The organism is bacterium (assembly GCA_037127815.1).
In the GTDB taxonomy this organism is placed as follows: Bacteria; Patescibacteriota; Minisyncoccia; order Phycocordibacterales; family CAIZLB01; genus CAIJKW01.
Window position 1 is genome coordinate 81,415 of record JBAXXP010000002.1, and the last position, 21,747, is coordinate 103,161.

Annotated in this window: 23 protein-coding genes; 8 read left to right on the plus strand and 15 right to left on the minus strand. The window is 37.2% G+C overall.

What is annotated here, in order from left to right; genetic code table 11:
- Nucleotides 1-6: 6 nt before the first annotated feature.
- Nucleotides 7-246 (plus strand): hypothetical protein, encoded by a 240-nt coding sequence (locus tag WCQ00_02260; GenBank protein MEI6042368.1) that lies wholly within the window; start codon nucleotides 7-9, stop codon nucleotides 244-246.
- Between the two features lie 86 nt (nucleotides 247-332).
- On the opposite strand, the gene WCQ00_02265 is transcribed toward WCQ00_02260, so the two are convergent.
- A complete protein-coding gene (locus tag WCQ00_02265; GenBank protein MEI6042369.1) occupies nucleotides 333-650 on the minus strand; it encodes a hypothetical protein in 318 nt (105 codons plus the stop codon).
- 634 nt (nucleotides 651-1,284) lie between these two features.
- On the opposite strand from WCQ00_02265, the gene WCQ00_02270 reads away from it, so the two are divergent.
- Both WCQ00_02270 and WCQ00_02275 read left to right on the plus strand, forming a co-directional pair.
- On the plus strand, nucleotides 1,285-1,956 hold the full coding sequence (locus WCQ00_02270; GenBank protein ID MEI6042370.1) for a L,D-transpeptidase: 672 nt from the start codon (nucleotides 1,285-1,287) through the stop codon (nucleotides 1,954-1,956).
- A gap of 224 nt (nucleotides 1,957-2,180) precedes the next feature.
- The gene (locus WCQ00_02275; protein ID MEI6042371.1) at nucleotides 2,181-2,372 is read left to right on the plus strand and encodes a hypothetical protein; all 192 of its coding nucleotides are present in this window, start codon (nucleotides 2,181-2,183) and stop codon (nucleotides 2,370-2,372) included.
- Between the two features lie 274 nt (nucleotides 2,373-2,646).
- Here the strand turns inward: WCQ00_02275 and WCQ00_02280 are convergent, their stop codons facing one another.
- A complete protein-coding gene (locus tag WCQ00_02280; GenBank protein ID MEI6042372.1) occupies nucleotides 2,647-3,264 on the minus strand; it encodes a hypothetical protein in 618 nt (205 codons plus the stop codon).
- A gap of 757 nt (nucleotides 3,265-4,021) precedes the next feature.
- Here WCQ00_02280 and rpmA point away from each other — a divergent pair.
- Nucleotides 4,022-4,348 (plus strand): 50S ribosomal protein L27, encoded by a 327-nt coding sequence (rpmA, locus tag WCQ00_02285; protein ID MEI6042373.1) that lies wholly within the window; start codon nucleotides 4,022-4,024, stop codon nucleotides 4,346-4,348.
- Between the two features lie 137 nt (nucleotides 4,349-4,485).
- Here the strand turns inward: rpmA and WCQ00_02290 are convergent, their stop codons facing one another.
- The 3 genes from WCQ00_02290 to WCQ00_02300 all read right to left on the minus strand — a co-directional run bounded on the left by WCQ00_02290 (nucleotide 4,486) and on the right by WCQ00_02300 (nucleotide 6,624).
- Entirely contained in the window at nucleotides 4,486-4,689 is a 204-nt protein-coding gene (locus tag WCQ00_02290; protein ID MEI6042374.1) for a hypothetical protein, read from the minus strand.
- Nucleotides 4,690-4,902: 213 nt separating this feature from the next.
- On the minus strand, nucleotides 4,903-5,667 hold the full coding sequence (locus tag WCQ00_02295) for a slipin family protein (GenBank protein ID MEI6042375.1): 765 nt from the start codon (nucleotides 5,665-5,667) through the stop codon (nucleotides 4,903-4,905).
- Between the two features lie 126 nt (nucleotides 5,668-5,793).
- Nucleotides 5,794-6,624, minus strand: a complete 831-nt coding sequence (locus WCQ00_02300; GenBank protein ID MEI6042376.1) for a KilA-N domain-containing protein — start codon at nucleotides 6,622-6,624, stop codon at nucleotides 5,794-5,796.
- A 341-nt stretch (nucleotides 6,625-6,965) separates the two neighbouring features.
- On the opposite strand from WCQ00_02300, the gene WCQ00_02305 reads away from it, so the two are divergent.
- Nucleotides 6,966-8,177 carry a diadenylate cyclase gene (locus WCQ00_02305; protein MEI6042377.1) on the plus strand — a complete coding sequence of 404 codons (1,212 nt, stop codon included), beginning with the start codon at nucleotides 6,966-6,968 and terminating at the stop codon, nucleotides 8,175-8,177.
- Nucleotides 8,178-8,437: 260 nt separating this feature from the next.
- Here the strand turns inward: WCQ00_02305 and WCQ00_02310 are convergent, their stop codons facing one another.
- The 3 genes from WCQ00_02310 to WCQ00_02320 all read right to left on the minus strand — a co-directional run bounded on the left by WCQ00_02310 (nucleotide 8,438) and on the right by WCQ00_02320 (nucleotide 13,610).
- Entirely contained in the window at nucleotides 8,438-8,854 is a 417-nt protein-coding gene (locus WCQ00_02310; GenBank protein ID MEI6042378.1) for a hypothetical protein, read from the minus strand.
- A 298-nt stretch (nucleotides 8,855-9,152) separates the two neighbouring features.
- Nucleotides 9,153-9,851, minus strand: a complete 699-nt coding sequence (locus WCQ00_02315; GenBank protein MEI6042379.1) for a hypothetical protein — start codon at nucleotides 9,849-9,851, stop codon at nucleotides 9,153-9,155.
- A gap of 186 nt (nucleotides 9,852-10,037) precedes the next feature.
- On the minus strand, nucleotides 10,038-13,610 hold the full coding sequence (locus WCQ00_02320; protein ID MEI6042380.1) for a hypothetical protein: 3,573 nt from the start codon (nucleotides 13,608-13,610) through the stop codon (nucleotides 10,038-10,040).
- 61 nt (nucleotides 13,611-13,671) lie between these two features.
- Between WCQ00_02320 and WCQ00_02325 the strand changes: the two genes are divergently transcribed.
- Complete coding sequence (locus WCQ00_02325) at nucleotides 13,672-14,526, plus strand: N-acetylmuramoyl-L-alanine amidase (protein MEI6042381.1); 855 nt, start codon at nucleotides 13,672-13,674, stop codon at nucleotides 14,524-14,526.
- Between the two features lie 46 nt (nucleotides 14,527-14,572).
- Here WCQ00_02325 and WCQ00_02330 read toward each other — a convergent pair whose 3' ends face one another.
- A complete protein-coding gene (locus WCQ00_02330; GenBank protein MEI6042382.1) occupies nucleotides 14,573-14,920 on the minus strand; it encodes a hypothetical protein in 348 nt (115 codons plus the stop codon).
- A gap of 117 nt (nucleotides 14,921-15,037) precedes the next feature.
- Here WCQ00_02330 and WCQ00_02335 point away from each other — a divergent pair, with 117 nt between their 5' ends.
- Complete coding sequence (locus WCQ00_02335) at nucleotides 15,038-15,634, plus strand: transposase (GenBank protein MEI6042383.1); 597 nt, start codon at nucleotides 15,038-15,040, stop codon at nucleotides 15,632-15,634.
- Nucleotides 15,635-15,723: 89 nt separating this feature from the next.
- Here WCQ00_02335 and WCQ00_02340 read toward each other — a convergent pair whose 3' ends face one another.
- From WCQ00_02340 to WCQ00_02365, 6 genes are all read right to left on the minus strand, one after another.
- On the minus strand, nucleotides 15,724-16,203 hold the full coding sequence (locus WCQ00_02340; protein MEI6042384.1) for a hypothetical protein: 480 nt from the start codon (nucleotides 16,201-16,203) through the stop codon (nucleotides 15,724-15,726).
- Nucleotides 16,204-16,366: 163 nt separating this feature from the next.
- The gene (locus tag WCQ00_02345) at nucleotides 16,367-16,864 is read right to left on the minus strand and encodes a hypothetical protein (GenBank protein MEI6042385.1); all 498 of its coding nucleotides are present in this window, start codon (nucleotides 16,862-16,864) and stop codon (nucleotides 16,367-16,369) included.
- A gap of 151 nt (nucleotides 16,865-17,015) precedes the next feature.
- Nucleotides 17,016-18,533, minus strand: coding sequence for an AAA family ATPase (locus WCQ00_02350; protein MEI6042386.1), 1,518 nt, complete (start codon nucleotides 18,531-18,533; stop codon nucleotides 17,016-17,018).
- 89 nt (nucleotides 18,534-18,622) lie between these two features.
- Entirely contained in the window at nucleotides 18,623-18,955 is a 333-nt protein-coding gene (locus WCQ00_02355) for a hypothetical protein (protein ID MEI6042387.1), read from the minus strand.
- Nucleotides 18,956-19,021: 66 nt separating this feature from the next.
- Nucleotides 19,022-19,345 carry a hypothetical protein gene (locus tag WCQ00_02360; protein MEI6042388.1) on the minus strand — a complete coding sequence of 108 codons (324 nt, stop codon included), beginning with the start codon at nucleotides 19,343-19,345 and terminating at the stop codon, nucleotides 19,022-19,024.
- 241 nt (nucleotides 19,346-19,586) lie between these two features.
- On the minus strand, nucleotides 19,587-20,702 hold the full coding sequence (locus WCQ00_02365; protein MEI6042389.1) for a hypothetical protein: 1,116 nt from the start codon (nucleotides 20,700-20,702) through the stop codon (nucleotides 19,587-19,589).
- Nucleotides 20,703-21,104: 402 nt separating this feature from the next.
- Between WCQ00_02365 and WCQ00_02370 the strand changes: the two genes are divergently transcribed.
- Complete coding sequence (locus WCQ00_02370; GenBank protein MEI6042390.1) at nucleotides 21,105-21,710, plus strand: LemA family protein; 606 nt, start codon at nucleotides 21,105-21,107, stop codon at nucleotides 21,708-21,710.
- Nucleotides 21,711-21,747: the final 37 nt, after the last annotated feature.

The window sequence follows — 21,747 nt, forward strand, 5'->3', positions numbered from 1 at the left end:
TTATTTATGAAAAAAATATCAAATCAAAAAGGTTTTATTGAGATAATTGTTGTACTAATTATTGCACTCGTTCTACTAAATGTACTTGGTATTGATCTTAAGGCAGTGCTTGCAAAAGACTCCGTAAAACAATTTATAACATATGCAAAGGACTTGATTGTATTAGTTTGGAATGACTTGAAGATGCTTGTTGATGCTATTAAAAATTCAAATGTAGCTCCATCTAGCTATCCAACGGTAAACTAGAAAGATCTACTGATTACGTTTCAATAAAATAAACTAATTTAAAGCCCCCGCCAAGATTTGAAAATCTACTTGCGGGGGTTTTTAGTTCATATCCTAAGGTAGCCAAGACGGACTCTTAGAATACAACAGACTCTTTCAAAATCACCTTGCTTCTTTTCGCTCCCTGTATGGTCGTGGTATAGATCCCTGATGCATTTTCTAAAATCCAGTAATCCTCTAGTCTCAGATTCATTCTTCGGTGATTCATTGGTTATGTACTCAATAAATCTAAGAGCGTCATCAACTCGAGCTTCACAGAAGCCCCCAAGGCGTTGTGGTAGTCCAGCTTGGTAAAGTGTTGAGATAATTGTCAATTGTATTGGATTCAAAGAATCCCAGAATTTGTCAAATGTGGAAAATATCATATACGTGTTCTCCAATCTATTTTTATGTGTTTATACTTCTCTTAATGAATATCAGTATTTAAATTTTTATAATTCATCATTTTACTTAAAATTATTTAACAAAATAAAAATAAATATTTGTGCTTTTTTATAAGTAAACCACAAAAGCTTTTTTTGTCAACAATAGGGGAGAAGGGGGCATTTTTAGGCCAAATGACATATCTGGCAAAATTAGCAAAAATGCCAAAATTATGAGGGCACAGGTTGACGCTACAGGCCAGCGAATAAAATAAGACGAGCAAACATACCTCTCAAATTATTATGTAAAAGGCAATTAAAACCCATACAATAAGCCGGCGGTTAAAATAGCCTTATTCAGAAGGGGTTTATATGTATGTCGCAAAAGATATATTGTGCGACACCTATATACTTTGTATTATGGCTCCCCTCAGCAACCAATAAGGCCTTAACGTCAGCAGATACAATTGCGATTCAATTTGCGCAGTCCTCTCCTTCTCTACAACAAAATTCCGCAGGCTACCTAATCTTTAGCGCGCGGAATTTTATTTATTTTTTATTTTTTTTGAAAATTTTGAATTTCCAGATTATCCTAGATTTGTGCTAAAATTAACATAATCAATTTTATTTTAAATTTATGGAAAATTTCACAGATATACCAAAAGAAGAAAAAATGCCCATTCAGGCAGAATCACAATTCCCCATCCAGAATCTAGGCCTGGAGTCTGAGGCACATACGGAGACACCTAAAGAAAAAAATACATCAAGGAGAAGTTTCCTGGCCGGCATATTTGGAGCTGGAGCTGCACTTGCTACCGGAGGCTTTTCTTCAGAATCACTAGCTGGGGTACCTGAGGTAAAGAGCCAAGAAGCGGAAAATAAGCTACTTCAAAAAATCGGTCTAGAGAGAAGCCAGATTAAGCCAGAATATCTAAAGAAGTACTTTGAGGGTGCTTACAAAGCAATTGTCATAGTGGACGTAAGCCCTGATAAGCAATCATTATCCGCATACGACAAGGATGGTAATATTCTAATTAAAGACGCTGAAATTTCAAGTGGAAGAGCTCATATGGAGACTCCAACTGGAAGTCATGAATCTGGAAAGAGAGAACTTATCCATGTTAATCGCGAAGGTATCGATATGCCATACTCAGTTGCTATTGATGCCGAACGTGGATTGTATGTACATAAAGGATCTCTGCCTGGCTTCCCTGCTTCTCATGGTTGTATAAGGGTTGGTGATGATGATGCTAAAAAAATATATAATCTGGCTGAACATAGTAAGGATTTGGTGATTGTAACCAGATAAACTTTAGACCTAGGTACTTTTTTTGAGTTGTCTGCTGAACACTGTACCTAACCCCAAGACATGGCTTTCCGAATAACTTATATTAAAGACAATACTATAATGAACTCGAATGCACTATAAATAATAGTAACAAAAACTCAATTAAAAAAATATTGACAAATTAAATATTAGTTATAACATTACATCAGGACTAGCACAATGCTCGTTTGCAACCGCATATACATATGAGTGACGAATCCGACAGAATACAAGAGGCTCATGATGATGGAGAAAAATTCGAAGCGTCAAACACCTATGACCCATTAAAGATTATAGCTGAGGCGATCGATAAACACGTACGCTATGACCAAGAAGAATTGGATGCGTACGAAAAAGGAGCCGACAACGTCCGCAAGCAAAAGAGTGGATGGTGGTAAAACGTAATAATTGAGGATCATCAGCCTACATATCCCAGGCTAACATCACCCGTTCATAACATCTCACAAGGTGTTACATCCAGCAGATCCTAACATGATCTAGCTTCTAATATAGCCCACTTCGGTGGGCTTTTTTCCTGTTTTAAATATTGGACAAATAACGACCCCAAATAACAAAACACCACCGCAATTACTTGGGTGGTGTTTTGTTATATAGGTTTTTGATTTTGTGCAATGAGCTGGGCTTCCCCACTATCTCATGTTCAAACTGATATTACTTTATTATATTGTCCGCTAAGATCTTCTTAGAAACAGCCATGGCTTTTGCAACCTCTGACTTTTTCCAACAAGGAGCTGACGATATCCAAGGTGCAGTACCTTCCTCTTGATAAAGTAACTTGGCATATGCCATGTTACCCTCAACGGAGTAAATATCATAACCTAGCTTTTTAGCACGCTTTGCGTGGTAATACTCATTAACCTGAGCAATTCCCACATCCTGATTGTTAGCTATTCCTCTGAATGCGCTACCATCAGCATTAAATTGTCTAAAACGTGACTCACACTTAACGATTTCTGCCATTATAGGCGTATCCGCGAAGTATAATCTAACCTTACTCTCTACTTCTGAATTAATATCAACCTTCTTTGTCTTAACTGGAGTATCATTTGTTGTATCTATTGATGCAGCATCTGCTACCTTAACTAAACTGATTGAAGTTGATGTTGTGGCTAGCGCGTCTTGTGTTTGAATAACTGCTGTTGTGTCTGTTCCTACTATTCCTGAAACAAGCATTGCTAAGCCGATTGTAAGTTGTAAAATAAAGAATCTATTATGTTTGTAATGCGTATGTCTAAGTCTGAATAGTCTATACGCTTGCACGGAAATCAAAAAGCACATCCTTATGTGCTATGCCAATATACTAGCATGCCAGCAAGGATAAGTCAACCATTTTAGGGGTATATTTACCCTGTAAAAACACCATTCTAAGGCTAATAATAAAGGTATAATTGATATAACATAGTTGACTATGTGTCAATCTTTGTGTTATAGCTTAGAACTATATTTATAGCCCTATAATGGCAAAATGGCCAAAATAGACATTTTTGATTTATTCACACTTCCCTGCCCAAACCCCTTGCTTTTTTTTGCCCCATACCCATGACATGAAGCTAGCTAAAAGCTGATAAATGTGGTCTTAAATCTGGAGTCAGTTACCATAGAGCCTGACCCTAAACCTACCCTCTATTTAGCTTTCTTAACAGGCTTCTTCTTGCTTTGCAATAAGATATCGTTTTGAGCCTGTAGTTCCCTCTTAAACGTCTCAGAAGCCTTATTTAAGGTATTCTGATCACAGTTTAGAGTTATAGGCGCAGGCTCTTTATAGGCATTCAGTAGGTACAGCAAAAAGTACAGGTTTACCACCCCAAGCACGATAGCTGTTATAAACAACCAGAAATGTATTGATATTTTACTCATCATAGGTTATACTGATGCCACTTCTGATACGGCTTCAGTGGGATTATCATCTCATGGTCACCCCAAAGAAGTCATAAAGATTTGTTAAAGATTCCAAGGAGACTTAATAAAGTTTCAAAAGGAATATTTAAAAGTCCCGAATAATACATAAAATAATTAAGATAACAATATGGCAACAAAAAAAGCTGGAGGTTCAGCGAAAAACCTAACTGATTCAAATCCACAATACCTAGGTATAAAACTATACGCAGGTGAGCGTGCTCAAACTGGATCAATCATCGTAAGACAAAGAGGAACAAAGATCATGGCTGGTAAGAACGTTGGTGTTGGTAAAGACCATACACTTTACGCTACTGCTCCTGGTGTTGTTGCATACACAGAAAAGAGAAAAGTTGATTTTGATAATAAGGTTAGCAAGAGAAAGGTTGCTAATGTTGTTGGAGAAGTTGCTAAGGTTGCAAGCAAGAAAGCTGCAACTAAGGTTGTTGCTGCTTAATGAGTAGTTTGGGGTCAGACACCATGGTGCCTGACCCCAAAAACAAATAAAAACACCCGCTGTAAAAAGTGGGTGTTTTTATTTGTGAAGTTATAATACATCGATCTCGACTTTAGAAAGGCTAAAGTTTAGCATCCCTACGCATTCCTCGCTCTTTCCGCTAGGATTCTGTCTGCTTCCTCTATTACTTTTCTTTGATCTGCATTTGAACCTCTTATAACTTCCTTATAAAAGTCCATAAGTTCCTTTTTTGAAGCATTCCTAAAAAAACCAGAGAAGCTGTCTCTTATATTTGGTTTTGTTTTCATTAATCCTACTTTTTGTAATAGTCTTTTAATCATGTTATTACTTGATTTAATTCATCGTAAGTATATATCTTGTTCAAATACGCGTCAATTTCTTCTATATTCAAATATGTATGTTCTACTTTGTCGTTTTTAATGTTTTTAATTTAGTAAAGAAAAAGTAAAGGTTGGTATTTTTGTAATCAAAAAGGGCGCCGGCATTCTGCCGGCGCCCTTTTAATCATCCGTATCTCTCACCTATTCATTTCCCTACTTAACTGCCTTATCAGCACGAATCATAGAAACAGCCTCATTTACAGTTGTCATAAACTGAGCTGGGAAGATTATTGTAGAGTTCTTTTCTACTGAAATCTCAGCCATAGTTTGAAGCGTACGTAATTGTAATGCTACAGGGTGAGCAGAGATAAGATCTGCCGCCTCACATAATTTAACAGCAGCCTGGAACTCTCCTTCTGCCGCAACAATCTTTGCACGTCTCTCTCTTTCAGCCTCAGCTTCTTTTGCCATAGCACGTTGCATGTTATCAGGAAGTGTAATGTCCTTGATCTCAACAGCAGTAACTTGAATTCCCCATGGTTCTGTATGAACATCGATAACTTCTTTAATTTGAATATTAATCTGACTAGTTTTGGATAATAGTTGATCCAATTCAAATTGACCAACAATATTTCTAACTGTAGTCTGACTAATTTGGTTTACAGCATTATAAACATCTTCAATTGCAACAACAGACTTTTGAGGGTCTAAAATATGATAGTACGCAACAGCTGCGATATCAATTGAAACGTTATCTTTTGTAATAATCTTTTGCGATGGAATACTCATTGTTATCGTTCTTAGAGAAACCTTTGTCATTTGCTCTAAAATTGGAACGAGTATAATAAGCCCAGGACCACGAACGCCGGTACACTTTCCAAGGAAAAATATGACACCTCTGTCATATTCCTTGACCACCTTCAGTGACAGAAACAACAATACAACAAGAAGGACTATCCCGAATGTTATCAATTCCATAAATATTAATTAAATTTGCTAATACTGTAAGTTTAGCATACTTGTTGTTTGGGGTCAGGCACTATGGTGCCTGACCCCAAGTATGCTTTCTAATGTTACGTAATTCCGTAACATTAGAGTACAGCATTAATCACCACTCAATTGCTTCACACTTGAATTACCTAAAAGTGCTGTCATTTGCCATATAGCAACTTCATTCAATTTAAGAAGCCTGTCTTTTTGAAGTAATCCTGATTTTATATATTCAGAATTTAAATTCTCAAGATTAACTAAACAAACTAATTGAGAAACATCTGCGTAATCTCTAATATTACCTTCAAGCTTTGGATTTTTGTTTCCCCACTCTTTTGCCGTCATACCAAACAGTGCCATATTCAAGACATCAGCTTCATTAGCATAAACTAACACAGAATCCTTACTTGATAACTTTTGGGGTAATATGATATTTTCTTTTATTGAATCAGTGTGTATTTTATAGTTTATCTTAGTTAGTAATCTTTTGACATTCCAATCTGAGGAAAGTTTTTCTTGTTCATTTGACTTAAGTCTTTGAAACTCCTTGATTAAGTAAAGTTTAAACTCTGGCGAAAGCCATGTGGCAAATTCAAAAGCAATGTCCTTGTGAGCAAAAGTACCGCCACCATACCGTCCAGGGGAGGATTTTATGCCAATTGCAGCAGTCTTTTCTATCCATCTCTTTGAAGAAAGTATAAATCCATTAGAACCCACCTGTTTTTTAATGTTATCGAATTCGATAACATTAAAATTTGGGTTATACATTTGCTCCCAAAAACCCATAAAATCAACTGTATACCCGGTTCTTAGCCAGTTTGCAATAATGATACCTGTTAATTGAGGGTCTTTAAACTTGGCCATGTCCGTCAACGATATATAATCATCACCTTTACTAGATAAGTTAATTGTAATTTCTTGGTTCTTTATTTGTATTTTTACCATCCCCACAATCTAGCAAAACAATATGAGTTTTCTATAAATATTTTGCAATATTTTAATTGAGGAGTTAGATGCTGGGACCTGACCACAGACAAATTTTAGTTTGCTGTTAATCATATTATTTATCTTATTTAAAGATATTCCATACTCAGGCTTTATAATAAGGCTCGTTTTAGATTCTGCTAATTTGGTGCTAATTCTGGCAAAATTAGCAACCGGAAAATCGGAATTTCCGATTTTCCGGTGGAATAAGGGCTATTTGTGGGGTCAGGCACCACAGTGTATACAGTTCACCTGCGCGAACCCCTTGACCCCACCCCACTACATATGTTATAAAAAAGTATATGTTCAACAACTTACCAAGCATGACTGCAGGGCTATGGGCCTTGCCAAATCAGGTTACTACGGCACTTCTTTCAATATCTGCGAAGGATCTTTTTGATATTGCCATTGTCGCAATCTGTATATACCTCGTTCTGATCTTCATTAGACAAACTCGTTCAAACTTCATTTTCAGTGCCATTGTTATACTTTTTGGGATTAACTTCATTTCTCAGGAATTTGATCTTGCACTCACTAGAACAATTTTTGCACCCCTTCTAACATTCTTTATCGCAATCTTCGTTGTGGTCTTTCAGCCTGAAATCAGAAAATTTTTCAAATGGTTCAGTTCCGGAAGAAAGACAACCTTTGCTAAAGCGCTTTCTCTTCCTGAGGAAAATGCACAGACAATTGTTAACTCGGTTTTTGATATGGCAAAGAAAAGGATTGGTGCAATTATTGTGCTTCCTGGACAATATCCATTAGACGATTTAATTGAAGGCGGCTTTCCACTGGATGGTCAGATTTCTAAGCCACTTATTTTAAGTATTTTTGATCCTACTTCCCCAGGACATGATGGTGCAATTTTAATTGAAGGCTCTCGAGTTAAAATGTTTGGCCTACACCTTCCTCTTGCTCGTGAGTTTGATGAGTATAGTAGAGTTGGAACAAGACACAGAGCAACGGCTGGAATCACTGAAAATACAGACGCACTTGCTATTGTTGTTTCTGAAGAGCGAGGTGAGGTTTCTGTTTCTCAAGGTGGTAAATTGAAAAAGGTTGCAACCCCTGAAGAATTGGCAAATATTATTCAGGGATTCACTAAAGTAGGAAGTAATGCATCAGAAATAGATAAGGGTCTTGCTCACTACTTCTTGGTTAAGAATAGTTACAGTAAAATATTTGCGATTGCTCTTGCTGTCATCTTCTGGTTCTTTGTTGTTTATACTGCTGGTGTTGTAAAGAGCACATATTCTGTACCTGTTGAATTTAAATATTTAAAAAGTGATATGGCAATTACTGCGGACTCATTGAGTACTATAAAAATTACAGTAACTGGAAGCAACAAAGATGTTGCGAGTTTAAAACCAGAAGATATTCACGCTATTGTTGATGCAAAAGATTTTAAGATTGGTACTAATGAGGTTACTCTAAAAGAAACTGATATTAAAATGCCGAGCTATATTCAATTGGATTCATTTACTCCAAAGAATTTGAATATTAAGACGAAGTAGAGTAGTTGGGGTCAGGCGATTCAGCAGAATCGCCTACTGGGCCATTCAGCAGGATCGCCTACTGGGCGAGTTTGGTCTAAGATCTGAATCGTGTGCCTCACCCTAAACTTATCCACATCGGTATTGTAAGACAGATTGACATTTCGTATAATATGGTGTAGGGTATAGATGTGTCTGTGGGCGTAAGCCTTGTTCGGCAAAAGGATTTCCTAAGTCGAAGACAGACACGATTAAAAAAGCACCTCGCAAGAGGTGTTTTTTTAATGCTTCATAATACTCCAAAAGATTGGATTTTGACTATTCTCCACCTCAAGGATAATCACCCTGACTTCTACCGGTGTTTTTCTTCCAATAGTTGCAACTAGCGCATATTGTTTGGCTTTGACTTTTTTAGCATTCTTTTTACTATTTTGTGGCATGATTATATTTCTTTCTTCGTGAATTCCGATAGAGTTTTTAATTACAGGTACAGCCAATGGTACAAGGGTTAGTTTGTGTATTTTCTCCGCAACTTTTCTAGGAGTTCCATCAGGTTTGTAATGGAGATGGTGAAAACCTTTTGCATTGAAAACAACATCTTTATTTAGTATAGGACAAAAAACTTTTCCTATAGACGTATAGGAAATTTTAGTTGCTGTACTTAATAGTTCACAGTGTTCAATTTGGTTTAAAATCACATCAAAAAAAATACCATAATTTACTATATTTTTCAATACCTTTTGGCAATGTGTACACATATATGGCCCCTTTGATAGTATTAATATTAATGACTATACACATGCCACAAAACATCAAAGAGGATCGCCTACTGGGCCATTCAGCAGGATCGCCTACTGGGCCATTCTGGTCGAAGACCTGAATCATGAGTACCTAACCCCAAATTAATGCAAGAAAAATCCCCCGCGGCGCCATGGCGCCGCGGGGGAAACTTGTTATCATTCACTTCATTTCAGATTGATTGGCTACGGCGGCACATTATCGAATCGCGAAAGGTTGCCCCACAGCAATCCCCTCTGGTGATTCAATTTCAATGCTAAACCCGTAAGGATTTGTTGCGCCCCACCCACTTGCTTTCTGCACAACAAATTTATAAATTTCAGTTGGAGTTTCATTCTTCGGAAACTTTTTAGGCCCAGAATTATTAATACCAACTTTTAAACATGAATAGAAGTCATTTTGAACTGATTCTTTAATACCACTAAAAGGATCACTGAATATCCAACTCATTACCCCGTAAGAAAACACGCCATTAGATAAAATGTACGCTGTTGGATAATCCTTGCACTTGATCTTATATTTAATCGTCACATTACTCCAATCAACGCCCGAAGTCCTGTATGTGATGACGTTACCATAAGAAGGGATATCATTCGGAATGCAAACAAACCTACTACCTGAGCAAAGTGGCCAATGGAATCCTGTTCCATTTTTCACCAGATTGGTAATCTTCCCACTACTATTCCTAACAATCCTATACTGAGGACTACTCAGATAAGGAATAGAATTGAATTCATAAATAAAAGGGGAAATAAAAACTATCGCCACAGAAACAAAAAGATACTTTGGAATATATAAATCTTGCTGCACCTTTGTTTTCCAAAGGTAGGTATAGAGAAGCCAAAGCACAGCAAAATACACAATGCATGCGAGCATAACAAATACTGGATAGTACATGATTTTATTTAGTTGGAGTTGAAATAGCTCAAATCACTGGCTGGGAATCAGCCGAGTCAAAGAGCAGTACATCGGACATAGTGCATCATTTATTGATGTTTTACAAGCCCGCACTCTTTGACATTAGTTGTTTACTGATTTTAATAAAACCTAGATCATATACTAATCCAAAAAAACATGTTCACTTTATTTCTCTACAGTATTTGCCAAACTTGTGCACTTAGACTCTAGAACAGCGGTTGCATTAGACTTAATAATTGCTCCGGTAGAAGATGTACCACTATTGTAATCCACACTACATGATAACGTATGTTTACCTACATTTTTTTGAACATCCTTAAACATTTTTCCACCGGTTGAGCTAGGTAGAAGACTTACACTTACCCCATCAATTGAACACGCTATTACATTAATACCTCTATAAGTTTTACCATCTGACATAACAATAGTAGGATCTATTTGACCAAGATATGCGCATTTTTTTGTTGTCTGATTTGCCCATGGTGGATTTGCTTTAAAACTCATTCCACTCTCTATAGTTAGACCAGCACTTGTGCCAGTGCCAGTAGCACCATCTTCACCCAACTTAGGACATGCTGGGGTAATATTATCTACCCAAGTCTGGTCCCCCATTGGCTTCCCAGAGTATATTGCCCTAATACCAAATGAGACATTTGTATTATTTAGATATTGAGAAATATCTACAGTTGTACCTGTTATAATTTTGTGTACGGAGGTTAAATCAGTTTTATTTTTAACTTCAAAATCATAGCTTGTAGCATCTGGAACAGTATTCCAAGATAGGTTTGGGGATACACAATAGAATAATGCTTGGACTTTAGGTTTATCAGAGACAGTTATAGCAAAAGATTTCCAAGCCGATGAAATACCGCTAACAGTTTCCGTAGCTTTGACTCTAAAAGTAAAATTTCCTTTTGCGTTCCATGTATTGGATGATGAAACCTCTACACCAGGTAGTACGGGCGTGCTTGTAGATACTTTAGTACCATCATTATTCCAATCAAATGTATATACGAATTTAGGCCCTGTATCAGCCTGTGCAAAAACTTTTTTGAAAGCAAAAATTATTGATGCAAGAAATGAAGTATTTTCTTTTTTTGCGACAGGATTCAAATGAGACACAGCTGTATATGTTGTTGATAATCCGAGTGAAACAGCTGTTGGGCCGGTGACAGTTGGAGGTGAGATAGATAACGCTGCTGTGGGAGGAACAGTAATGGCGTAGGTGATTGGAGCGAAGGAGAAAGCATAGCCTGCTATCGTACTTTGGTCTCTGCTGAGCTGAGATTCGCATATATCATAGTAATCACATACGGTAGTGATAACATTAACATTGACTACACCGAAACCATTACTATGACCTCCAAAATAATCTTGATACAAAGTATACAAGTACGTAGCTTCTGACACATAACCATATGGAGTAATCCAGGAAAACATATTATATGCAAAATTGTAAGCAGCGATGTTAGTTTTTGCAAATCTACCAGGAATACACCCTATATTTTGTCCTGCCCAAGGATCAAAATGCTTATACCAAACAAATGTCCAATGAAACATATCACAAGTATTGATAGTATTACTTGTCTCATGTTGTACATCTGAAAAAGAAACCGTAATATTAGCACTACCAGGGCCGACTGCTGTACATTTATTTGACTCACAAGATACAACATTTGAATCATTCGACGTTAAAGTGGTAGTACCTGATTCTAAGGGAACTCCCACATTAAAACTTCCATACTCAAGATGTGAATACCACCCACTTTCAAAAGTCATCTCCCACGTTTGATAATCACTCTTATAATAATTATTCCCATCCATCGGAGAAACTCCTCCATACGACGGATCATAAAGATACCAATATCCCTGTGATGGTAACGATGTGGCATTAATTACTTCTCCTACTGTTAGTAAACTTGTAGTTGCGTCATCTAGATTAACCCCAGATTTAATTAAGTTAAAATACTTAGATATTTTTCCACCCAAAGAAAAACTCCACGGGTCAGCAGGTGCATTATATCCAGTCCAAGATCCCCCTTGAGGCAGGTCAACACTAAAATCTGCGGTCCTTGTTGCTGCCTCCGTCTTATGAGAAAACGTAGGTGCGTAAAACGAAATGGAAAACAAAACAAACATCAACATTACTACACCACCCAAACTTCTCTTATTCCCCTTTACATTTATTTTATTTTTAATACTCATCCACACTATCACTCCAAAAAATACTAATACAATTATTCCACCCAAGGCATACAAAATCCACGTCCAATAATCGACTTTGTAAACTGGGCATAATTTAGGATCAATATCCTTACATTTATAATTATCCTCGATCTTGTCTATCACATTACCATTGCTGTCTGTTATGGTTGTGATAGTTTTAAAGTTCACTAAATCTTTCTTAGGTGTAAACTTGCCAGCAATAGTCTCTATGATTCTACCAATTTTTCCGTTGTATTGCGTTTCTGAAATAACATTATTTTGATCATCAAATAAAACAGTATCGATATTTACAGGGTTTAATGCGTTTTGATTTGATCCATTTTGAAAACAAGTAAACAGTACTGCTTCTTGGCCGACTTTAATTGGGTACGTATTCACGCCAAAATTATTTATTCTTGGATAATCAAAACCAGAAACAGTGAACCTTATATTAGATTCCGTTTTAACACTATAGATGCTTCTATCATTTTTCAAATTAGTATTATCAGCTTTTATATTCAAAAAATAAACCGGCGCGTCTATCTTCTTTGTCGTATATACCAAATTAACCTTACTATTTTCTGGAACTATTACCTCCTCTGTTTTTGTATCCACTTTATTTTTTTCCAATAATCCATCCCATTTATATAGAGAATATACCACTGTCATTTTTTCAGCAGTATTTGAAGGGTTAACTAATAATATAGAAACATCTACTTTTTTACTATTGTCCTGATTAGACGCAAAAGACGACGTGTCATAAGGTTTATTATTCAGCGTGATTTTAGTTTGATCCAAATAAATTTGTTGAGTATTATCTCCTTCAACTCTAAAACCTAGGTTTGAAGCTGTTGCATTATTTGTAAAAGATAGTCCAGATTGATTAAATCTATCGTCATTATATACATAAAATAATATCTTATAATTACCCTTTGGCGAATTTAATGGCAGTACATGAGAGTAATTAACTGCAAGACTTTTACCAGCACCTAACGTTATATTTTCTACTATATTAAAATCTTCCAACGTAATAATTTCTGATCTTAAATATTCTGGATTTGGAATATCCTTTACCAGCCTAGCTCTAACGGTTAGATTTGTGATTGGATATTTATTATTATTTTTTATTACACCACGAATAATCATAACATCTCCAGGATTGTATGTGTTCATATCATTAGTAAGATCTACATCAACACTACCAAAAGTTGAGTAATCGGTACACTGAGCTGGTTGACCTTGCTTGTATGCTGTTAAATCTACCGTTGTAGTCGCCTTTTGATTTCTAAAAATAAATGAAGAGCTTGCATTTAGAAGCAATTGCTTGTAAGTAGATGATGAGACTAAAGCCCTGTCTGGTAAGTATAAAATAGGACGAGTAGTTGTTGCAAAATTATATGTATGAGCATTTTTTTGATCTAACCTGAACCCATTCTTGTCATAGATTTTTGGATCAAGTTTAGTTTGAGCAAAAACAGAGGTAGATACACTTAACAAAATCAATGCAAATAGCAGCAAAAAAATCTTTTTCATGGTGAAAATTATATCATAAACAAATAAATAATTTAACTATTATATAGTGTATAATAGTTAGATGAAACTAATTACAAAAGTTTTAATATCACTGATTCCAATATTTGTAGTTTTTTTATATGGCATAATTGGCATCAAACTCTCCCCTACGTATGCAGAAGCAAGCGTTGCTCCAAAAATTAAAATACTAATCGTAGCGGGTCATGAACCAGATTACGGTGGTGCAATTTATAAGACATTGAAGGAGAGAGAATTGAATTTGCAGCTGGCTGAGAAAATCGTAAAGAATCTTGAGAAAAACCCAAGATATGATGTTGTGGTTTCAAGAGATGATAAAGGCTGGAATCCTGAACTACAGTCATATGTCACAGACAACAAAGAAACAATCTTGTCATGGTCTGCAGACAAAAAACACGTAAGGAATTTTTTAACGGCAATAGGTGGGGCCTCTGTTATAAATTCCAAAATGGGTCATGTAACAGCAAATGCAACATCTTCGCTTTATCTATTTGGAATAAACAAATGGGCCAACGATACAAAGGTTGATATGGCAATCAATATTCACTTTAATGATAATTTAAAGTATAAAGGCAAGCCAAATTTTGAAGGATTCTCAATTTATATACCAGAAAGACAATATTCAAATTTTGCACCTAGTAAGAAGTTTGCATGGGGTCTACTTGATGAAATGTTGAAAATAAACAGAATTAGTTCCATGAAGGAAGAAAGCGATGGTATTATCGAGGATCAAGAGCTAATTGCATTAGGAGTTAATAATACCGCTAATGAACCGTCGGTCATTGTTGAATATGCATATATATACGAGAAATTTATGCAGAAAAAGAAAACAAGAGATGCCTACATTAATAAAGCAGCATCATCAACAGTGCTTGCGATAAATAAATATTTTAAATAGCTTTGAATTTGGGGTCAGACACCATGGTGCCTGACCCCAAATTCATCTATAGACCTAACTCTTTCTGTCGAGGATCATACCCATGAGAATGTCTTTCATGATCATGATGTTCTGGGTGTGATAATATATCAAATTTACCATCAGCCTCTGTAACATACTCTCTAACAGTTTTACCATCTATATCGTTGTACTCAACATAAAACTCGCCAACTCCCCCTTTCAAATCTTTTTTTGGAATAAATATATGAGTTCCATCAGGATATGTTACGTAAATATTTGGACTCAATTCCTCCTCTGGCGCAGCTGCAATTAGTGGATCTATTGATTCTGCGATGTGACGCATTTCTGGATCAAAAGTTTCCCTATTATCAAAATTTGGTATTCCATTTGGCATATTTTATATTATACCTTATTTGGGGTCAGGCACCATGGTGCCTGACCCCAAAAGTTATCCACAACCATAGTATAAAATCTTTGGCTTTTCTTTTATTTCAATTCTTATGATTTACTCATGCCAAGACAACCAAGAGTTGATATTGCTAATAATTATTATCACTGCATTAATCGTGCAAGCGCTAGATTAAAGATTAATTTTAATGATGATGATTTTAGATTAATAATAAAAGTGCTTTTTGAAGCACAAAAAAAATTTAATATTGATATATTAGCATTTGCTATAATGAATAATCACTTTCATTTAGTCATAAAAACAAATCAAGATAAACAAATGTCTCAATTCATGAAATGGTTTACCTTTGTTCATACTAAAAGATGGCATTTTATAAACAAGACAGCCGGAACCGGACATCTATATCAAGGCAGATACAAGTCATTTATAATTTTAGATCAGAGACATCTGGAAACCGTCATCAGATATGTTGAAAGAAACCCTTTAACGGCAAATATTGTCAAGAATATACTAGACTGGAAATACTCAAGTTTATATCAGAGATATGTTTCAAATAAAGTGAATTCTATAGCACAGACTCAAATGCAAATAAAATTAGCTGATTGGCCCTATAATGAATCAATAGATTATTTGAAAAATCTTATTGAACCATACACAAATAAGGAAATAGAGAAAGCTCTTGAGTCAGAAATGGAGTAATTTTAGGGTCAGGCACCGTGGTGCCTGACCCTAAAAAACAATCAAAAACCCCTCCGCGGTTGCGGAAGGGGTGTAATACATTTTACAGTCTAACGAGTCTGTCGACCCCCTGAAATTGAAAAATGTTTTGAAATAATATCACAGTTCTTTGGCTCATGTTTGTCGCCAAGAAATTGTTCAATCTCCAACATGTGACTGATGAATATAAAGAATGCGGTAGGTGCTGGTGTAATTAACGTAGTCACATTATTATTATTCAAACTATGCTTACTACAATCCAGCCAATCAACTTCTTCAAGCTCCTTAGGTCTGACCCTAAGTAAATTAAATAATGAATCATAGACAACTCCAGCCGTCATCAAAGCCCTTGGGGTTGGCGAATGAAAAATCCTAATGTCATTCTTGTGCGGTTTGATCAGATTACCAAGGACCTGAACGTTCCTTTGGCAGATCTCCACAGAATTCCACTTAAGCCTAGCGCCGTCCGCTGTGACGTATTGAGCAGCATGGCGCATAACAGCGTATCTGGAATTCAAAAAACGATTCACGTAACTCTTACTACTTCTCATGTTTTATTGGGGTTGGGGTTCTATTCTCTTTCTTGAAATGAGCGGCTTTTCTATCAAAGCTCTGGCCAAACACTACCATAGATTTTTAACCTTGTAAATATAAGAAAAGGGTCAGGCTATGAAAGCCTAACCCTTTTTAAAACTGCATGGTGTGCAAGGCAATTTAAAAATCAGTCAGCAATCTGCCATTCACGATGACATGTTGTCTTGTGATAATCGAACAACTGCACGGCTCCCAAGCAGCAGAACCGATAAAATTGCACATATTTGGCATATGAGTAATAAAGAATGAAAAATGAAGATCTCCCTCTGAACAAACTGTGTTCATATTTGCATTAATACTCCCCTCTTTTCCGTCTTCGCAACCCAACCATTGAACTGGCTGAATATTAGAAACGGGAATGTTATGACAAGCAAACTCAGACCTAACCATCTGGGCGGTGAGCTCAGCCCGCCTCAACGGAGAGTAAAAAATACTGACCACAACATTGGGATTATCGGTGAAGTCCTCAAGTTCATGAGTTACAAGAACCTGAATATTTCTTCTGCCGATTTTGACTGAATTACGGCAAAGCTCAATTCCACTTTGTCCTTCAAAATAATGTGCATGCCGCATCACAGCATAACCATCACGTGTAAACCTACCACTGTAACTGTTCATATTATTGAATATTTGAATTGTTTTGATAGAACGAGTAGACAAGAGCGCCTACTTCCGATTGTAATATTACATCTATTTTATTCTTTGTACAGTCAATTTGGGGTCAGGCGATTCTGGTCGCAGACCTGAATCGTGTGCCTGACCCCAAATATTAGAAAGCTAGATGATCCTCATCCCCCATGAATATGGTTCCACTATCATCCGACATTCTTTTCATGAAGTTTGTAATTCTTTCATCAATCATAATATGACGTCTAACTAATGGAGTTTTTAGAATCATTCCATCTAAACTTCTACACCTACTTAAAGCAACATAAGCTTGTCCATGGGTAAATGTTCCTCTACCAAAGTCTACAACAACATTACTATAAGTTTTTCCCTGTCCTTTGTGAATTGTAATTGCCCAAGCGAGTCTAATTGGAAACTGAGTAAATGTTCCAACTACGTCGGTGTCTACTGAGTCAAAATCTTTATCATAAGAAAATTTCACCATTTCCCAAGTGTACTTTGGTACCAAATAATTTTCACCGTTTTCTAATCGAACAAAAATTTCCTGCTTGTTTTCATTTATACTTGTTATGGTTCCAAGGTCACCATTTACCCATCTTGCTTCCTTGTCATTATTCAACATCATAATCCTTGCGCCTTCTTTTAATGCAAGACATTCATTGGTTGGAAAATTTCTTTCAAATGATCCAGATTTTTTACCCTTAAATATTATTTTATTTGTTTCGAGTTCATTCAGCTTCCCAAGATTAAGTGCATCAGCCATCGCATTTGTTGTGACAAGAAAAATATAATCACTATATTGCATTGGGTCAATATTATCCTCCATTGGATTTAGATATCTCTTATTTAAAAGTGTTAAATGTGAATCTTTAAGATTTCCAGACCTCACACCTTCTAGTATATCTATGAATTTATCATCGTCCTGTCTGTAGATTTTACTTAGCTCTATAAGTTCAAAATCTGCTTTCAGAAATACTTTTGAATCAAAAAAGTATGGACTCTTATAGTACGATGAAAACATTTCTTCCTCATAGCTAGTTACAACTGGTGGAAGCTGAAACATATCCCCTACTACAATTATTTGAGTACCGCCAAATGGAGTATTTTTATCTTTTCCATTTAATCGCATAAACGTGTCTACACAATCAAAAAGATCAGCGCGAACCATAGAAATTTCATCAATAATTATTGTATCTATGTTTTTATAAATCGCAGTGCTTCCTGTTGCTTTCTTTATGGACATAGGACTTACATTTATTCCAAATTTAAAGAACGAGTGAATAGTTTGTCCACTAATGTTTACTGCGGAAACCCCAGTTGGTGCGAGTATGACAATTTTCTTTTTTGTTGTAGCTTTGAAATACCTAACAAGAGTTGTTTTTCCAGTTCCCGCTTTTCCAGTAAGAAAAATATTTGTTGAAGTACTTTCCATTTTGTTAAGTGCAACGAGCGTCTCATCATTCAATTCCATATTTGCAAATTCTTTGGAAAGTTTTTCCGCTAGAGCTTTATCTCCAGATCCTGGATTTTGTTTTTCCGATTTTTCAGCTGCAACTTTTGCAAGGGTTTTTTTAAAAATTTCTGTCTTAGATGGGCCAGTTTTGCTGGCTTTGGATTTCTTGTTGAATTTGGAATATGAAGAGAATGTGGAAAATGGCATGGGTTTGATTATATCATAAAAATGGCGCGGGGCTTTCGCCCCGCGCCATGCTGAATGCCACAAAATGTGAACACTCAGACTTGCCTAACCTAGAAACTGACATACCAAATACCGTCGGTATGGAGATATGCATCACCATCTTGACCAACAGAATCAGGTCTGACAATTCTGGTGATTTTTGACTTTGGCAGAAGTGATGCCCTGTAAAGTGAGACTCCAGCAACGCAGTGAATCGCAAGGACTACCCAAAGGTCATCCTCGTCTTTTCCAGCGGAACTTTGTCCCCCTCCAGGATCTTCATATCTTCCAACGATCAAAGAATAATTACCGGCCTGAAAAGAACCAACTTTGTCCGCAACTAGAGCTGATGCACCAGTTGGGCTCTTGTCACTCAAGAATGTCATTGCCTGTTGTCTGTTCATTTTGTTTGTTCTACTTTTTGGTTGATGCTGTTTAGAAACAAAATTTATTATACTGAATCAAGTATTTTAACCCTCGACACAGATAACTCCACTACGATCTCGACTACAGTAATACGCCTTGTAAGGAACAGTACCATTTGGAGATGTACGAAACACCCGACCTTCAATATTCCAATGTTCACCTGACCCATCTTCACGGGTCATTCCATCAATAGTGGCATAAAAAGATGCTTTGCCAGGCCGAGTGTCGGTGGTGGTGAAATACACGGCCGTCTCTTGACTCATGTTTCCCCCAAAAGAGCCAGCGTGAGGTCTGTGAAGAGAATCCCACATCTGCCCCGCACTTGGGCCACCTGTAACATTTAATCCAATATTTTTTTCTTGTGCCATAACGGCTGTTTTCTATTTGTACAAAGGGTTAGATATGGAACCCTAACAACCATCTTATTCCCCACCATACGGCGTCAGGAACGGCTTATCCATAACGAATAAGAACTCGCTTACTATATTGACTAAAATGGATGGTGTCAATAAATATGAAAATAAAAAAAAATGCCCCGCCGACTCCCTAAGGAGCGGCGGGGCGGACAACAAGCTAGCCTGAGCCAACAAAATTGTCCATCAAATCAAGTCAAACTATCAAATGCCTGAGCAAGACAGGTTCCTTTCCGCGTCCGCCCCCACCCAACAATGAAGCATTAGCCTTCACTTTGGATCCCGGATTGGTTTTTTCTACAGGTTTTCCTTCAGGTAACACCTTTAGACATTTTGGTGCCCTTACAGCAAACTGAACCTTGCGTGGCTCAGTATGGACAAACCTGCTTAGTGCAACGTCATTCTTCTCAACTTCGTTAGAATCTCCGCCTGTCACAGTATCAGTTCCCTGTTCCTGCGTAGGTGTTACAACATCATCCTTGGGCTTTTCAGCCTTTTGGACAAAATCGCAAATATTCTTTCCGAAGAAAACATACAAGGCCTTTTGAGCCAACTGTTGAACTTGAGGACACGACATAAGGGAGAGCGTATCGATGAGTACAGCTTTTTCAAGAATATGATTCTGCTTTGTAGCACTGACAGCTGTAGCTAAATCCAGCACATTTTGCGAGGTCATATTCCGAAAATCGTTTTGATACCTAAGAATTGCATCCTTCTGTCCGATTTGCCAATCCTTCTTGGGGATTTCTTGGAATCGAACCACTTCACGACACTCTAATCCAAAGGCTTCGAGATGCTCCGCTTCAAGCTGCATTTCTCTTTCAAAACGAATCCGGCGATACTCCTTCGTGTTATCATTTTCACCATCGACGGTTGCAAACAACTCCTTCTCATGCCAGCGAGATAACCCATTGGGTCCATCACTCCTTGCACATATTAGTTTGATAACTTTGAAGTCACCTTGCACAATCACATCAATACCTTCACCCAGAAGATGAACACCATCAATATCAATGCGCCTAGACTCCAAGGTATGAGCCCATTCAGGTGCATTGCCAGGAAGCCCTTTAGCGTGACGCATTTCCAAAATTTCTTCCGACAGACGACTGCGTCCATGACGGATGCCGTCAATAGGTTCTGTGATGTAAACATCCTTCATAAAATCTTCGTCAAAGGGAATTATTATCCAGAAATATCCAAACTCGCCTTCTACGCTATCTGTTGGAATAAATCCTGATTCATAAATGCAATTGCATGATGCCATCAGAATTGACGATGGATTGATAAGTCTAACAGTTTTCTTGTTTTTCATACTAACTTGGTGTGCACTTTTTCGGAGTACAACTAAACCGTCTGTTTAAATAACGAGTACCCCATTTTAGTTGGTACGAACGTTCAGTTTCCTAAAAAGGAAGCCAACAGACTGACTTACTGCACTCATTCGAGCACAGCTTTCTAGATATTTTCATTCACCACCTAACACTTGAGTATTCTGCCAAGTTAAAAATATACAGGAAGCTGTGCTCGTACAACACTTTTTTCAAAAAACTTTCAATACAAATTATAGCAGTAAATCCCTTTTTGTCAATGGTTACCCAGTACCCTTTGTTGACAAAAACGCTCCTTTGTATTAATTTCATTACTGGTATGTATATTGACCACACGGGCCAATCTGTTCCTTACCAATCAAACTACATCAAGCAAATATAGCATTATGAAAGCATTCGGTATCGTATTCGCTACACTAACAGCAATCGTCCTTGTGATTCTTGGTATCACAGGCATCTATTTCATTACAACCTACAACGGTCTAGTGGCAAAACAGGAGGCACTCAGTAAAAGCTGGGGACAAGTGGAGGTGGTGTGTCAGCGAAGAGCTGATCTCATCCCCAATCTCGTTGCTACAGTCAAGGGTTACGCAGCGCATGAAAAGGGCGTCTTTGAAAATGTTGCTGAAGCCCGTGCAAAAGCGGGTTCAATCAGATTGGACGCCGGTGAAATGGCCAACAATCCTGAGCAGCTTCAGAAATTCTTAGCCGCTCAAAAAGAGCTCTCTGGAGCACTGACAAAACTGCTCGCAGTGAGTGAAAACTATCCGACTCTCAAGGCGGATCAAGGTTTCCTTACACTGCAGGGGCAGATCGAAGGTTCCGAGAATCGCATTGCGGTTGAACGTGGAAATGCGCAGAAAGCAACCAATGAATACAATGTACTCGTCAAAGGGTTCTTCTCTTCAATGGTTGCCGGAAGCAAATTCCAGCCAGTCAAATATTTTGAAGCTGATGCTGGTGCCAAGGTGGCACCCAAGGTCAACTTCTGATACCAACTCGGAAGCAAGCAGAATTCTAAATCGAAAA

Bases quoted from the DNA above. Each gene is read 5' to 3' on its own strand.
- WCQ00_02260 (MEI6042368.1), top strand. From the start codon at position 7: ATGAAAAAAATATCAAATCAAAAAGGTTTTATTGAGATAATTGTTGTA.
- WCQ00_02265 (MEI6042369.1), bottom strand. From the start codon at position 650: ATGATATTTTCCACATTTGACAAATTCTGGGATTCTTTGAATCCAATA.
- WCQ00_02270 (MEI6042370.1), top strand. From the start codon at position 1,285: ATGGAAAATTTCACAGATATACCAAAAGAAGAAAAAATGCCCATTCAG.
- WCQ00_02275 (MEI6042371.1), top strand. From the start codon at position 2,181: ATGAGTGACGAATCCGACAGAATACAAGAGGCTCATGATGATGGAGAA.
- rpmA (MEI6042373.1), top strand. From the start codon at position 4,022: ATGGCAACAAAAAAAGCTGGAGGTTCAGCGAAAAACCTAACTGATTCA.
- WCQ00_02290 (MEI6042374.1), bottom strand. From the start codon at position 4,689: ATGATTAAAAGACTATTACAAAAAGTAGGATTAATGAAAACAAAACCA.
- WCQ00_02295 (MEI6042375.1), bottom strand. From the start codon at position 5,667: ATGGAATTGATAACATTCGGGATAGTCCTTCTTGTTGTATTGTTGTTT.
- WCQ00_02300 (MEI6042376.1), bottom strand. From the start codon at position 6,624: ATGGTAAAAATACAAATAAAGAACCAAGAAATTACAATTAACTTATCT.
- WCQ00_02305 (MEI6042377.1), top strand. From the start codon at position 6,966: ATGTTCAACAACTTACCAAGCATGACTGCAGGGCTATGGGCCTTGCCA.
- WCQ00_02315 (MEI6042379.1), bottom strand. From the start codon at position 9,851: ATGTACTATCCAGTATTTGTTATGCTCGCATGCATTGTGTATTTTGCT.
- WCQ00_02320 (MEI6042380.1), bottom strand. From the start codon at position 13,610: ATGAAAAAGATTTTTTTGCTGCTATTTGCATTGATTTTGTTAAGTGTA.
- WCQ00_02325 (MEI6042381.1), top strand. From the start codon at position 13,672: ATGAAACTAATTACAAAAGTTTTAATATCACTGATTCCAATATTTGTA.
- WCQ00_02330 (MEI6042382.1), bottom strand. From the start codon at position 14,920: ATGCCAAATGGAATACCAAATTTTGATAATAGGGAAACTTTTGATCCA.
- WCQ00_02335 (MEI6042383.1), top strand. From the start codon at position 15,038: ATGCCAAGACAACCAAGAGTTGATATTGCTAATAATTATTATCACTGC.
- WCQ00_02340 (MEI6042384.1), bottom strand. From the start codon at position 16,203: ATGAGAAGTAGTAAGAGTTACGTGAATCGTTTTTTGAATTCCAGATAC.
- WCQ00_02345 (MEI6042385.1), bottom strand. From the start codon at position 16,864: ATGAACAGTTACAGTGGTAGGTTTACACGTGATGGTTATGCTGTGATG.
- WCQ00_02350 (MEI6042386.1), bottom strand. From the start codon at position 18,533: ATGCCATTTTCCACATTCTCTTCATATTCCAAATTCAACAAGAAATCC.
- WCQ00_02355 (MEI6042387.1), bottom strand. From the start codon at position 18,955: ATGAACAGACAACAGGCAATGACATTCTTGAGTGACAAGAGCCCAACT.
- WCQ00_02360 (MEI6042388.1), bottom strand. From the start codon at position 19,345: ATGGCACAAGAAAAAAATATTGGATTAAATGTTACAGGTGGCCCAAGT.
- WCQ00_02365 (MEI6042389.1), bottom strand. From the start codon at position 20,702: ATGAAAAACAAGAAAACTGTTAGACTTATCAATCCATCGTCAATTCTG.
- WCQ00_02370 (MEI6042390.1), top strand. From the start codon at position 21,105: ATGAAAGCATTCGGTATCGTATTCGCTACACTAACAGCAATCGTCCTT.